General features: G+C 62.0%; 14 protein-coding genes. 3 read left to right on the top strand and 11 right to left on the bottom strand.

Annotated elements, in window-relative coordinates; translation table 11 throughout:
• Nucleotides 1-73: 73 nt before the first annotated feature.
• The 9 genes from MTR66_RS16680 to MTR66_RS16640 all read right to left on the bottom strand — a co-directional run bounded on the left by MTR66_RS16680 (nt 74) and on the right by MTR66_RS16640 (nt 9,090).
• Nucleotides 74-1,033: an SDR family oxidoreductase gene (locus MTR66_RS16680; RefSeq protein ID WP_243923146.1), complete on the bottom strand. Its 960-nt coding sequence runs from the start codon at nt 1,031-1,033 to the stop codon at nt 74-76.
• Between the two features lie 102 nt (nt 1,034-1,135).
• Nucleotides 1,136-1,498, bottom strand: a complete 363-nt coding sequence (locus tag MTR66_RS16675; RefSeq protein ID WP_243923144.1) for a nuclear transport factor 2 family protein — start codon at nt 1,496-1,498, stop codon at nt 1,136-1,138.
• A gap of 87 nt (nt 1,499-1,585) precedes the next feature.
• The gene (locus MTR66_RS16670; protein WP_243923142.1) at nt 1,586-2,590 is read right to left on the bottom strand and encodes a zinc-dependent alcohol dehydrogenase family protein; all 1,005 of its coding nucleotides are present in this window, start codon (nt 2,588-2,590) and stop codon (nt 1,586-1,588) included.
• A gap of 63 nt (nt 2,591-2,653) precedes the next feature.
• Nucleotides 2,654-4,966, bottom strand: coding sequence for a TonB-dependent receptor (locus MTR66_RS16665; RefSeq protein ID WP_243923141.1), 2,313 nt, complete (start codon nt 4,964-4,966; stop codon nt 2,654-2,656).
• A gap of 95 nt (nt 4,967-5,061) precedes the next feature.
• The gene (locus tag MTR66_RS16660; protein ID WP_243923139.1) at nt 5,062-5,871 is read right to left on the bottom strand and encodes an SDR family NAD(P)-dependent oxidoreductase; all 810 of its coding nucleotides are present in this window, start codon (nt 5,869-5,871) and stop codon (nt 5,062-5,064) included.
• A 233-nt stretch (nt 5,872-6,104) separates the two neighbouring features.
• Nucleotides 6,105-6,833, bottom strand: coding sequence for a glutathione S-transferase N-terminal domain-containing protein (locus MTR66_RS16655; RefSeq protein WP_243923137.1), 729 nt, complete (start codon nt 6,831-6,833; stop codon nt 6,105-6,107).
• A 46-nt stretch (nt 6,834-6,879) separates the two neighbouring features.
• Entirely contained in the window at nt 6,880-7,635 is a 756-nt protein-coding gene (locus tag MTR66_RS16650) for an SDR family NAD(P)-dependent oxidoreductase (RefSeq protein ID WP_243923135.1), read from the bottom strand.
• 67 nt (nt 7,636-7,702) lie between these two features.
• Entirely contained in the window at nt 7,703-8,065 is a 363-nt protein-coding gene (locus tag MTR66_RS16645; RefSeq protein ID WP_243923134.1) for an EthD domain-containing protein, read from the bottom strand.
• Between the two features lie 98 nt (nt 8,066-8,163).
• Nucleotides 8,164-9,090, bottom strand: a complete 927-nt coding sequence (locus MTR66_RS16640; RefSeq protein ID WP_243923132.1) for a 3,5-dioxohexanoate:acetyl-CoA acetone transferase — start codon at nt 9,088-9,090, stop codon at nt 8,164-8,166.
• Between the two features lie 201 nt (nt 9,091-9,291).
• Here MTR66_RS16640 and MTR66_RS16635 point away from each other — a divergent pair, with 201 nt between their 5' ends.
• Nucleotides 9,292-9,957: a TetR/AcrR family transcriptional regulator gene (locus MTR66_RS16635; protein ID WP_243923131.1), complete on the top strand. Its 666-nt coding sequence runs from the start codon at nt 9,292-9,294 to the stop codon at nt 9,955-9,957.
• Nucleotides 9,958-9,964: 7 nt separating this feature from the next.
• Here the strand turns inward: MTR66_RS16635 and MTR66_RS16630 are convergent, their stop codons facing one another.
• The gene (locus tag MTR66_RS16630; RefSeq protein ID WP_243923130.1) at nt 9,965-10,660 is read right to left on the bottom strand and encodes a TetR/AcrR family transcriptional regulator; all 696 of its coding nucleotides are present in this window, start codon (nt 10,658-10,660) and stop codon (nt 9,965-9,967) included.
• A 497-nt stretch (nt 10,661-11,157) separates the two neighbouring features.
• Here MTR66_RS16630 and MTR66_RS16625 point away from each other — a divergent pair, with 497 nt between their 5' ends.
• Nucleotides 11,158-11,886 carry a glutathione S-transferase family protein gene (locus MTR66_RS16625; RefSeq protein ID WP_243923129.1) on the top strand — a complete coding sequence of 243 codons (729 nt, stop codon included), beginning with the start codon at nt 11,158-11,160 and terminating at the stop codon, nt 11,884-11,886.
• A 49-nt stretch (nt 11,887-11,935) separates the two neighbouring features.
• Nucleotides 11,936-12,691: an SDR family NAD(P)-dependent oxidoreductase gene (locus MTR66_RS16620; protein ID WP_243923128.1), complete on the top strand. Its 756-nt coding sequence runs from the start codon at nt 11,936-11,938 to the stop codon at nt 12,689-12,691.
• On the opposite strand, the gene MTR66_RS21460 is transcribed toward MTR66_RS16620, so the two are convergent.
• On the bottom strand, nt 12,612-13,034 hold the full coding sequence (locus tag MTR66_RS21460; protein ID WP_407673067.1) for a transposase: 423 nt from the start codon (nt 13,032-13,034) through the stop codon (nt 12,612-12,614). The two genes, MTR66_RS16620 and MTR66_RS21460, sit on opposite strands and share 80 nt — an antisense overlap.
• Nucleotides 13,035-13,687 lie beyond the last annotated feature (653 nt).

Here is a 13,687-nt window from a genome sequence, read left to right as displayed (position 1 = left end):
GGATATCCTGTTTGTAACTTTGCACCTGCGAATTGTCAACGGCGCCCCGGCCTGGCTCGCGCGGATTTCCGCCTCACCCGGCGTCCGGCAGAAACAGGCCGCGATGCTCCTGCAACCAGCTGCGGAAAGTGTTGGGCCTGCGGCCGAGAATGGTTTCGGCAAAGCTGTTGAGGCACCACAGAAGGTGATCGTGTTCGTACTGGAAGTGCTTGAACCGGTATTCCACTTCGGTGTCCCGCCCCCAGCGCGCATTGATCATCGCGCCATATTCGGCGCTGAACGATTCCCAACTGGTATCGCTCCCGATCGGCGTCATGAACACATCGCTCATGATCTGCGCCAGTTCCTTTGTGGTGGGATAGTCGTATCCGTTGTTCACCGTGTGGAACGAACCGATATGCCGCGCATCGTCCGACAGGAACACGCGCGCGATCACTTCGCCAAGATCCCGCCCATCCATCAGCGGCACATGGCGCTGCGGCCAGATCAGCGTGTGCGAACGCTGCAGGGCGCCCACCGTGAACAGCAGATTGTCCATCAGCGAGGCGCCAAGGTTGATGTAAGTGACCGGCAACCCGCTCGCCTGCAGAATGGCCTTGGCGGTATAATGCTGATCCCCGTCCCCGCCGAGTTCGAGCAGCCGGGCAGGCATCGCGTCCGGCGTCGTTTCCGGCGCGTAGCCGACAAGGCGAATGATGTGCCTTGCACTCCCGGCCTGGCGCGCGGCATCGGCGAAATGGTCCATCGCCGTCTGCTCGTCCAGTCCGGAAGGGGTAATAACGAAGACGCCTTCCATGCCATCCAGCGCCGGGCCGAGCGACGCGCGGTCCAGATAGTTCGCAACCATGATATCCCCATCGGGATACATCTTCTGCAGTCCGGCCCGGCTCTCTTCCGAACTGGCCAGCAGCCGCAGGCGGATATGCGGCGCCTTGTAGCGCAAGTAATCGACGACATGGCGGCTGATACGGCCGCCCGCGCCGAAAAGGGCAATGCTCGCGAGGGGGGCTTTGACGGGATAATCCTTGCTCACTGATCCAACTCCATGGCTATCAAACGCCCCCGGCCGCACAGACTGATCCTTCGGGGCTTTCCATTCCTTCAACCGGCCACAGCCAAGCGGCCGCCCGCACCCTCAGGACCAGAAATCGTCCCAATGCGCCTGATCTCCGACGCTTTCCCAATGGCCTGACAGCAAGCCGTCCTTGAACTGCCAAAGGCCGAACCCCTGGGTATCGAGCGCCTTGCCATTGCGCTGCGCGGTCAGGCGGTGGACCACCATGCCCCAGCCGCCATCGGCCAGATACGTGCCGGTAAGATTGTGCGTCAGGGTGTTGCTGGTCATGGCATCCATCTGTTCGAAGTGGGCTTTCATGCCCTCCGCCCCGTGGAACACACCGGCAATCAGGTTCTGTCCCGGCGAATAGAGCATGAAATCGGGATGCAGCTTGCTGAATACCGTTTCGGGATTGGCATATACGCCCTTCAACAGTTCCAAGTTCGACACCGTAATCTCCCATCTTTTCCGCGCCGCAGCGCTCTCGTTTTCGACATGTGCGCATCCGTGTGCGGATGCACCTGGCGGCTATTTCCCTGCGGTCACGACGACCTTGCCCACCTGATGGCCGGCCTCCATGTACCGGTGCGCGGCAACAATCTCTTCGAGAGGGAAGGTTCTGGAAATGACAGGAACCAGCGCACCGCTTTCGAAAGCGGTGAACAGATAGTCCAGCCCCTGCTCCAGCAGCGTCCGGTCCTCGATCACTTCGTGCACATCGTAGACCTTGATGGTCAGGTATTTGCGGAAGGCATCGAGCATGGGCAGCACCGTCGGCTGGTCCGACAGTATGCCATATGCAAAGAGCGTGGCGCCTTTCGCCGCGCAGGCCACAAGCGCCTCCAGCGTATCCCCGGCGACCGGGTCATAGATGATCCGCGCGCCTGCGCCGCCGGTAATCGCCATGACCTCTCCGGCCAGATCCCCGGCTTCCGTCACGACCACATGATCCGCACCGGCATCGAGCAGGGCTTGTTTCTTCGCGGGACTGCGCGTGACCGCGATACTGATGCCACCGGCCGCCTTCACCATCTGGATGGCAGCCATGCCGGTGCTGCTGCTGGCCGCCGTCAGCAGTACAAAGTCCCCTTTGCGCACCTTGCCGAAATGGATCAGCGCCCCCCAGGCCGTAAGGTACTGGACCAGGCACGATGCCGCCTGTTCGAAGCTCAGGCTGGCCGGGAATTCGGCAATGCACGTTTCGGGGACAAGGGCCGCATCACCATAGACGCCGTATTCGTTCGGCGAAAACGCGGGAATGCACAGAACCCGCTTGCCGATCCAAGCCGCATCGCCTCCCGGCCCCACGGCATCGACGATCCCGGCAGCCTCCACCCCGATCCGCGCGGGAAGCTGCGGCGTCCACACATACTTGCCCTGCCGGAACAGCACGTCGGCCCGGTTCACACCCATCGCCCGTACCTGAAGCCGCACTTCGCCTTTGCCCGGCGCGGCAAGGGACGCAGTTTCAAGCTGCAGAACGTCTGCATCGCCAAACGCATGGAACCTTACGATCCTGGCTGTTTCCGGCATAGAAAGACCTCTCTCGAACAGGCCGCCCGGGCATCCGTTACCGGATGCCCGGGCGGCCTTTCGTCAGTAGTTGAAGGATACGGAAATGCCGTAAGTCGCGGGCATTCCGGTCGTCCATGTCTCAGTGTCGACCAGGTGCGCAGCCTGGATGAGATAGAACTGGTTGGTCACGTTGCGCGCCCAGACACCCGCCCGCCAGCGGCCATCCGGATCGGCGAAGCCCGCTCTCAGGTCGACAAGGGCATAGCCCTTCATCCGGAACAGCGGCGCCTCGCCGAATGCGGCGTATGTCGAACTGCGATAACGCGCGTTACCGCCCAGATAGACATCGAGCGTGTCCGACACCGGAAACTCGTAATCGGCGCTGCCGTTCAGTTGCCAGCGCGGCGAGTTCGGGAATGCTTCCCCTTTAAGATCGATGATGTTCGCATAGGGATCGGAGGAGAAGAAGCTGTCCGTCACCTTCGAGTTCACATAAGTTCCGCCAACGCTGACGTTCAGCCCCTCGACTGGCCGCGCGGTCACGGTCAATTCCGCGCCATAGACACGGCTCTTAGGCACATTCACAAGCGCCGGAGTATTGCCGAACAGCGTCGGCTTGATGCCCAGAAGCTGCTTGTTCTTGTAGTCGTAGTAGAAAACGGCACCACTCAATTGCAGCTGCGGCCCCAGAGGCGCGACCTTGAATCCAGCTTCGTAAGCCAGGACCGATTCCTGCGTAACGCCGTCATACTGGTCCTGGAAAATACCGGCGATCGTGGGGAAGCTGCCCGCCTTGTACCCCTTGGTCACGTTCGCATAGAGCAGCGTCTCGGCATCCGGCTTCCAGCTGAGATTGGCCCGCCACGAGAGATTGTCCTCGTTCAGGCGGTTCATCACCGGAACGCCATCGGGCACACCGTTGTTCTTGATCGTGATGCAGCTTCCGGGGGGCAGCGTCACCGGATTGCCCGTCAACTGCTGCGACAGGAAGGCGAAGGCATCGGCGATCAGCCCATCGCCCGGATCATAGAGACAGCCGGTGAAGCGCCGGTGTTCGTTGGTATAGCGCAAAGCCCCTTGCAGGGTCAGCGTATCGGTCAGTTCGTAGTCCAGGCTGCCGAAGACCGCCTTGGACTTGATCCGCTGGTTGTTGTCGAAAGTGAAGTGGTGGAATTCGAACGGCCCGACAATCGGGTTGGTCGCGGCGCCCAGAATGTTGTCGTTGTTATCCGCCGTCTTGTCGCTCGCATAGTTTCCGCCGATCAGCCACCGGACCCGGCCCATGTTGCCAGCCAAGCGCAGTTCCTGCGAAAACGAGCGGATGCGGCCATCGACAAGGATATCGAAGTTGTCGAGGATCGTGCCGTCGTAGTCACCCGGCGAATGCGTGCGATAGCGCGAATAGGCCGTGATCGACGTCAGCGTGATGGCATCGGACAGCGTCAGGTCGGCACGGGCGGCCAGTTGGTAGAACCAGTCGTCCTTGCGGAAGTCCTGTCCGGCATTCCAGTCCGCCACGCGCGCCTTGTGCGGTGCGAGAGGCTGCACGACGGGGATCTGATAGGCCGCTGCCAGTCCGCCAGGCAGCGAGGGGGCAAAGCCCTTGTACTGCACCGCCTGATTATCGGACTTGTCGCGCCAGCCGCTGGCGGAAAGTTCAATCTTCAGGTCGTTGCCCGGCTCCAGATCCAGCAGGAAACGGCCCGTCTGGAAATTGCGGCGGCCCAGGGTATCGTTCGGCCGCGTCTGGCTGACCTGCCAGTCGTCGCGCCGCTCGCGGCGGACGGCAAGGCGTGCCTTGACGCCATCCGCAATCGGCCCGCTGATGTAACCTTCCAGATTGGCCTCGTTGAACCGCCCGTATTCGAACCGGCCGCCGAAGGCGAGCACATCGGTCGGCTTGGCGGCGATATAGTTCACCGCGCCGCCCGTCGCATTCTGCCCGAACAGCGTGCCCTGCGGCCCCTTGAGTATCTCGACACGCGCCAGATCGAGGCTGGCGCCAGATGTCATCGGCGAATAGGCCAGCGGGATCTGGTCGACATAGACACTGACCGTCGGCGCAAGAGCCACGGCGGTATCGTAAAAGCCGATGCCGCGGATGGCGAAAACCGGATAGCCGTATGACGATTTCTGATAGGTGAAGCCGGGCGCGACCTTTTCCAGATCGGACACCGAACTCACCCCCTGATTGGCCAGTTGCTGGCCCGTCTGCGCCGTGATCGAGAGCGGCACGTCCGAAAGGCGCTCAGAACGCTTCTGGGCCGTCACGATGATCTCGTCGGTTGCCTGCGCGGCCTGCGGGGCAGCGTCTCCAGCCGCATCCTCAGCACAGGCCAGGCCGGGAAACGCCAGCAAGCTGACACCGGCCAGCAGCACACCGTGCCGCCGCATTTCGCCTCTCAACCCCAATTCTTTTATCCTTGTCATCCTCTTCACTCCCACCCTCAATTATCAGTTCTGGTTACTCCCGCCCCGGGAAGCCGGGATCAGCACTTCATCGCCACGCCGACACGGCATGTTGCCCCGCCATCGACGGGTAAATTGATACCCGTCACGAAACGGGATTCGTCCGAAGCCAGGAACAGCCCCGCGTAAGCGACATCGACCGGATCACCGGTCCGCCCCAGCGGCGTCATCCCCTCGAACAGTTCCCGGAAAGCCGGGTTGGATTCGATCACCGCGCTTGAAGCCTGCGTGACGATCGGGCCGGGCGAGATCGTGTTCACCCGGATCCCGTAAGGCGCACCCTCGGCCGCGAGCTGGGGCGTCAATCCAATGATGCCGCCCTTCCCGGTTGCATGGGCCGAATTGCCGAAGCCCTGCACCACTTGCGCCCCGCGCATTCCGGCAATGGACCCGATGTTGATGATCGAACCGCCGCCCCGGGCAACCAGATGCCGCCATGCGGCCTGCGTCGGCACGAACACGATGTCGAGCTCAAGCTTGAGCGTGTAGTGCCAGTCGTCCAGGCTCATGTCCGCGAACGGCGCGAAACGGGCCGATCCGGCGTTGTTGTACAGGATGTCGATGCCGCCATGCCGCGCGGCCACGCCATCGATCCACGCTGCCATCTGCGCCGGGTCCGTGGCATCCTGAACCGAAAGATCGAGGTCCAGCCCCTCCTTCCCGGCCAGAGCCCGCGTTTCCTCAATCGATGCCGTATCGACGTCGCAGCCCGCCACTTTCGCCCCGGCGCGGGCGAACAGCAGCGCGATCTCACGCCCCTGCCCGGCCCCGGCCCCGGTGATCACTGCAACCTTGCCTGCAAGACGCCCGGCAACAGGCCCTTCACTCACACTCATGCAAGCATTGGAAACAGACATATCGCCCATTCGGATCCTCCCTCTTCTTCCTTCGCGGGTCCTGAAACCGGCGGCGTCACGTCACTTTCAGCGCGTGCGTTTTCGTTGCCAGTTTCATGATCCCTGCCTGTTTCGATGTCAATATATTAGCCGGACATCCTGTCTTTTTATTTAGCGCCAAGAACGGGAACACGGCAAAGGAAAGACAGATTGCCTGCGCCCTCTCCCTAGTCCGCAGCCGATGCCTGCAGCATGCGCTCGCCGAACACGTTCGACCATTCGTCCTCAGTCAGCACCGGCGCCGTGTCATAGTAGCGGCCCGGGTCCATTTCCGGACTGTCGATAGCCGCCTTCACGCCCGGCCGTGCCAGCAGCGTCTCGTACCAGCGCCGCACTGCCGCCAGCGACAGGAAATCGAACTCGAAGTACTGCCCGAAGTAATGGATAACCGGGAAGCAGGCGATGTCCGCGATCGAATACTCTTCGCCCGCAAGATAGGGCACGCGCTTGAGCCGGTAGTCCATGACATGCAGCAGCCGCACCGACTCGTTCACATAGCGGTTGCGCGAATATTCGTGCGGCCCGGGAGGCGCATAGCGCAGGAAGTGCGCGGCCTGCCCCATGAACGGCCCCAGCCCCGAAATCTGCCAGGCCAGCCACTGGAACGCCGCGATCCGGCCGCGCGGATCTTCCGGGATCAGAGCCCCGCAACGTTCGGCCAGATACGTCAGGATCGCCCCGGTTTCGAACACCGGCAGCGGCTCCCCGCCATCCAGAGGCGCGGTATCGACGATCGCCGGGATCTTCAGGTTGGGATTGATCTTCCGGAAATCGGCGTTGAGATGCTCGCCCTGATAGAGATCGTAACGGATCACCTTGTACGGCAGATCCAGTTCCTTGAGCGCGATCAGGATCTTGGCCGCGTTGGGCGTCTGCGCGAAGTAGAAATCAATCATGGATTTGTCCTTTGACTGGTCTGAAACGGCGGAGTGGCAAACGCCTTCACGGCAAGGCAGCCGCCCCGTCCACGACCATCGCATGGCCGGAAACGAACGAGGCGTCGTCGCTGGCAAGAAACAGGGCGGCTTTCGCCAGTTCCATCGGATCGGCAAAGCGGCCATTGGGCTGCCCGGCCAGGATCTCCTCTTCAACGCCGGGAATATCGAGCCAGCGGGAGAACATCTCGGTCCGCGTCGCCCCCGGCACCAGGGCATTCACCCGGATGTTGTCCTTCGCGTATTCCACCGCGCCAAACCTGGTCAGCCCGATCACGCCAAACTTGGAGGCGCCGTAGCCCGAGAGCCCCGGCTTCGTGACGATCGTGGCCAGCGAGGACGTATTGACGATCGATCCGCCGCCAGCCTTGAGCATCTCGGGGATCTGGCTCTTCATACACAGGAACACGCCCTTCAGATTGACGGCGATGGTGTGATCGAATTCCTCTTCTTCAAGTTCGAGGATAGTCTTGCCGACCTGCTCCACCCCGGCATTGTTGAAAGCGATGTCGAGCTTGCCGAATTCGGCTACCGTGCGTGCCACAAGGTTGCGGCAGTCGCTGGCCCTGGACACATCGGTGGGCACGAAGATGGCCTTGCCGCCAGCGGCCCGGATGCTTTCGGCCACAGCCTCCCCTTCCTCGACCCGTCGCGCCGCCAGAACGACACTGGCCCCTTCCTGCGCGAACAGGCGGGATGCGGCGGCGCCGATACCCATGTTGCCGCCCGTAACAATGGCGACTTTGCCTTCCAACTTTCCCAACAGTCTTCTCCCAAACGTCAGGCTATCTTGCGCAGCCTGGCCAAGCAGCCGCGTTCCCCCTTCCTGCTCAGGAAAGGTCGGACTCGTCCTCCTCCACCTGCAGAAACAAGCGGATGGCGGACCTGTCCGCGAACCTCGCTTCGTCCTCGGCGAATTCGTCCCGCATCTCGCCGCCCGCGATCGCAAAGCATTCCTGGAAACTCGCCATGTCCGGGAACCAGAACTCGGTGACGACATCGAAATCGGATTCCGCCGCCTCCTCGTGAAGGCCGCTGACTGCCGGAACGACATAGTGCCGGATGTAACGGCTCGCTCCGGCCCGCTTCATCACTTTCTCGCCCAGCTTGGAATGCCTGGTCTTGTAGTACTCGACGAAAGCCTCGAACGAGGTCCCCGGCTTTCGTTTGCCAAGCGCAATGGCCTTGATCATTGTTCCGTTCTCCCGATTTTCCGATGGGTCAGCATGCTGCCCAACTCTGTTTATTGCAGCCCGGTCAGGCTTAGCGGCACAGGCCCGGGGGCAGTGCCTTAGAAAGCCACGTTGTCGCCGCCTTTCAGCGCCAGAATATCCCGCGCTTCGGCCGGCGTTGCGATCTCCATCGACAGGGATTCCAGAACAGAGCGTATCATCCTCACCTGCTCCGCATTCGAAGACGCCAGACGCCCGCGCCCCGCGTAGAGCGAATCTTCCAGCCCCACCCGGACGTTGCCGCCATTGATCGCGCCCATCGTCACGAACGGCATCTGATGGCGGCCTGCGGCCATGACCGACCAGCGGTAGTCATCGCCGAACAGCCGGTCCGCCAGCCGCTTGGCATGCATCAGGTTTTCGGTGTCGGCCCCGGTGCCGCCCAGCAGCCCGAAGATCGACTGCACGAACAGCGGCGGCGTCACCAGTTTGCGGTCCAGGAAATGCGCCAGATTGTAGAGGTGCCCCGTGTCGTAGCATTCAAACTCGAACTTGGTGCCATGCCCTTTGCCCAGCGTTTCCAGGATATACTCAATATCGCCGAAGGTGTTGCGGAAAATGAAGTCGCGCGATGCTTCCAGATATTGCGGCTCCCAGTCGTACTGGAACTGCTTGTAGCGCTGCAGCATCGGATAGAGCCCGAAATTGATCGAACCCATGTTGAGCGAGGCCAGCTCCGGCCCGGCCCTCAGCGCGGCGGCAAGCCGCTCTTCCATGGCCATGCCCTGTCCGCCGCCCGTTGTGATATTGAGCACGGCATCGGTTGCTTGCTTGATGCGCGGCAGGAACTGCATGAACAAGTCAGGGTCAGGGCTCGGCTTGCCCGTTTCTGGATCACGCGCATGCAAGTGCAGCACGGCCGCGCCCGCTTCTGCCGCGCCGATCGCTTCGCTCGCGATCTCATCGGGCGTGACCGGCAAATGCGGGGACATGCTGGGTGTATGCACGCTGCCGGTGACCGCACAGCTGATAATGACTTTCGACATCCTTCTCCCTCAATCCGCTGTTCTTGCCAGGCTGTGGAATCGAGTCCCGCCCGTTGCCCACAGACCTAAGCGAAGGGCGGGATCAAGTCAACTTATCGGCAGGATGTCCTGTTTTAAAATTACATGGCGCGCTTGCGCAAACGCATGGAAGGCCATAGGCGGGGTGCAGATGACGAGAACTCAAGCTTTGAAGGCCGATGGATGAGCGCATCTCCCGATCAACGCGCTGCTGACAAGCCCGCACGGCGCAAGCGGCGGACCCAGGAAGAGCGGCGCACGGAAACCTCGGGCCGCCTGCTCGACGCGGCGATCGAGTTGCTGCTCGAACGCGGCTATTCCCGCTTCCGGATCGCCGATGCGGCCAAGCTGGCGGGCGTTTCGCGCGGCGGGCAGACGCACCATTTCGCGACCAAGAACGACCTTATCGAAGCGGCCATCGAACGCGTTTTCCAAAGCGAAGTCGATCTGGCCGAGAGCGAGGCGGGCAACGCGGGCACCGAGGACCTTCTGCGCCACGGCGCCGCGCACATCGATGCCTTCCTGGCCAGCGATCTCTACAAGGTCAGCCTCAACATGCTCATCTCCGCCGGAGAATCGGAGCATTTCGCCGACAGGATCCGCACGATTTCCGCCAGAAGCCGCAAACCGATCGAATCCGCGTGGATCGACAGGCTGACCGAGGGCGGCACGGACCGCAAAAAGGCCGAAGATGCGTTCTGGCTCTTGTGGAGCGTGCAGCGCGGGATCTCCGTACAGCGCCGCATCGGCGGCGACCCGGGCGGCACCGACGACATCCTGGACCTGACGATCGATCTCCTGAACGGCTACCTGCGCTCGGATGAGAAGGCCGCGCCAGTCCCCCAATAGCCGGCAGCTAGGATAGCTGATCCTCCGCTGGCGCAGCCTTCTTGCGCCCGGGCAAATTGCAGCGTCTGGCCGCAAGGTCATGGGCGAGAGCGATAACCCGCTCGGTATGCTCTTGATCGTCGTTGACGAACGAACGGACAGCAAGGCCCTTCACGGTATTCCACAGGAACGAGGCTACCTGACCGGCCAGCTCGGGCTCAACGCCTGCTGCCGCCAGACGGGCCGCCCAGCCCTCACGAGCCGGAGCCCGCTCGCCGTCGGCCTGCGTCTTCAGCGTTTCCGCCAGCGGCTCCTCTTCACTGGAAGCCACCAGAATATCGAGGATCACCTTGAAGGAATCGCTGAAAAAGCGCTGACGCGCATCGGCAATGATGGCTTCAAGCAGTTCCTCGTCCCCTGCCGCCTCGATCCGCTGCCAGCTTTCATCTTCAAGCCGCTGCACCGTCCATTCGTAAACGGCCGCGATCAGCAGTTCCTTGGACGCGAAATGATGCAGCAGGCCGCCTCGCGACACACCCGATTCCTGGGAGATATTGGCCGAACGCAACCCCGCATGCCCCACGCTCAGCAAAAGCCGGTAGGTTCCGTTCAGCAGCTTGTCGCGCGTGGCCGCGCTTCGTTCCTCACGAGTCTGCCTGCGCGGCTTCGCCACCGTTCCCGCAGCCCCTTTGCGATCCACCGGCTCGCCCTTTTTCTCAGGCAAATCCACCCGCCTCATTCAAACGGCACTCCACTGCTGGCGGCTGATGATCCGGCTCCCGCCTCATGGCGCGCCACGCGATGACCATTGCTCCACCCTGGAAAAATCCCCTTCCCCTACCGCAAGCACAGGCGATCCGCCAATCCCTGCGGAGTTTCCGGCACGCCATTTCCCCAATGCCCTACTGACGGCGGCCGGCCCGGCTTCGTTCTAAGATGTATAAACCGGATATCCTGCCTTTATATTGACAAGCGCCGTGAGAGCAAGGTACGGGTTGCCGGAAAATTGGCAGGACCGCGATGGCCCGCCGCTTCCGGACGAACCGGAAGCAGAAACGAGGGAGAGAAACCATGCGATCGCATCATCGCCGCCCACGGGCCCTTGCCCCACGCATCGCGGCAAAGCCGTGATGTGAACGGGCCCCTTTTCCCAGCTCACGATTTTCGCTCCACCCGCTTCCGCGGGATCTTCTCCTGTCATTGCCCAGGGAACAGACCATCATGATCGATCTGCATTTCACACCGTCTCCCAACAGCCTGAAAATCAAGATTGCCCTGGAAGAACTCGGGTTGCCCTACAAGGTCATCCGCTACGACCTGTACAAGGGCGATCACCTTGCCCCCGCCTATCGCGCGGTCAATCCCAATGTGAAGCTGCCCGGGATCGTCGATCATGATCCGCAGGACGGCGGCGAGCCCTTCAGCGTTTTCGAAAGCGGCGCGATCCTCCAGTACCTGGCCGAAAAGACCGGCAAGCTCCTCCCCGAAAACTGGCGCGAAAGGTCGCAGGCGATCCAGTGGCTGACATGGCAGGTCGCGGGTGTAGGCCCGATGATGGGGCAGGCCGGACACTTCCTGCGCTACGCCCCGCCCGGAGACCACGCCTATTCCACGCAGCGCTACGTCAATGAGTCCAAGCGTCTGGTGCAGGTTCTGGACAACCGGCTGAAACGCAATGCCTACCTTGCGGGCAGCACTTATTCGATCGCGGACATCGCCGCCTGGCCAGTGGTTCAGATCTTCAGCCCCTACGTCGGGATAGACCTCGAACCCTTTCCCAATGCCCGGCGCTGGCTCGGCACGATCGCGCAGCGCCCCGCCGTGCAGGCCAGTCTCAACAGCCCGGACATGGGACCGGGCCGCCACTACGACGCGCAGCCCAAACTGAACGAGGAAGAGTGGTCCAACACGTTCGGCGAGCGGATGTTCAACGCGGTACGCGAGGACTGACCGGGCACTTGGCACGAAACGCGAGACCTGCCTCCCGGGAGAGAGAAGAATGACTGAGAGCAAGACCTACATCGTCACCGGCGCATGCGGCGGCATCGGCAGCGCCGCCGCGCGCGTCTTGTGCGCCGCCGGTCACAACGTGGTGCTGAGCGATATCGCGCCGCCGCAGGAAGGCCTGCTGGACGAACTCCATGCGCTTGGCGGTTCCCCCCATTTCATCTCATGCGACATCACCAGCGACAGGCAGGTTCAGGACCTGGTCGCGGCGGCTGTCAAAACGTCGGGACGGCTGGATGGCGCCGTCAACAGCGCGGGGATCGAGCAAGCCATGAAGCCGCTGGCCGATCTGGAGCTCGAAACCTGGGAACGCGTCATCCGCGTCAACCTGACGTCCGTGTTCCTGTGCATGAAGCATGAAATCAGGGCAATGCTGGAAACCGGCGGCGGCTCGATCGTGAACATCGGCTCCGCCATCGGCGCCGTCGCGATCGAGAACGGATGTGAATATGTGGCCTCCAAGCACGGCCTGTCCGGCCTCACCAAGGCTGGTGCGCTCGACTATGCCAAGGCCGGAATCCGGGTCAATGCGGTCATGCCAGGAGTCATCAAGACCCCAATGCACGAGCGGCACGCCGATGCCCCATGGATGAAAGACTTCGAAACCCTCATGCACACACGCCACCCGATCGGCAGGATGGGCATGCCCGGCGAAGTGGGCGAGGCGGTCAAGTGGCTCCTCTCCGATGCGTCGTCTTTCGTGACGGGGAGCCTGATGTTCGTGGATGGCGGGTATACGGCAGTATAGCAGCGGCGTTTGTCGCGGACATGCAAAGCCCCTTGCGCGATCCCCTTCCAGTAGCACCACCGACAGCATCTATGCAGTCTGTCAAACAGCAATTCCGACTCAATAGATGCGGCGATTGAGTGGATATGGTGTCCGGCGAGACGCGGTTGAGGGGGATGCTGTCGATCGACAACTCCCTCGGCGCCGGCCCCAACGCTGCCATCTTCTCAAACAAGCTCTGCCAGATACGCCGCTGAAACCAGCGTTTGTAGCGGTTGTAGATCGTTGTTAGCGCCCCATAAGCTGCAGGAACATCACGCCAGCGACAGCCTGTTTTCAAGGCATGCAGGATGCCTGAAATCACTGGTGGAACAGATAACCGATTGTCTGTGAACGGATGTCTTTGGATTCTGCGGTTTGGTACGCACTGACGCGACCTGCCTGAACGGCTACGGCAAATGGAAGACGGTGACCGCCGTCTCAGCCGCTGGCGCCATGTCGGCAATGTCACGCAAGCTTCCGCCTTGCTCGCCGACAAAGCCTCTCACCTCCATTCATGCTGAATGACACGGGAGGGATTGGGGATTCATAACGAAGGTGCTTATGAAACGCCCCTTGGTTCTGACATGCTTGGCCGCATCCGTCCTTTCGCTCTCGGCTTGCTATGACGGATACGACAACCATGTCGCGTTGGGATGGTCGAGCTATCCCTATTATGGTTGGTATGATGGCTTTTACGGGCCGATCCATTACGGCTACTGGACCCAACGACATCTTCTACTACCGCCTGACCCCGCGTTCCGGCGCGTTCCGGCGCGGTACACCGCTGCACTTCCGACAAGGCACCGTGCCCGCCCTGCCCAGCCGCAGTTCCGGCGTTTCGAGGGCACGCTGCCCCCGCCGCCACGCGGCACGCGGCACGCGGCACGCGGCACGCGGCACGCGCATGCCGCGCTTCCGGGCCCCGCGCAACTAATTGTTTGGTCCCGGCATTTGATGGAGCATTATCCATGGAGG

It is taken from the genome of Novosphingobium beihaiense (genome assembly GCF_022832375.1).
GTDB classification, from domain to species: Bacteria; Pseudomonadota; Alphaproteobacteria; order Sphingomonadales; family Sphingomonadaceae; genus Novosphingobium; species Novosphingobium beihaiensis.
Note: the sequence above shows the minus strand (reverse complement) of the source record. Positions and strands in the feature narration are given on the sequence as shown.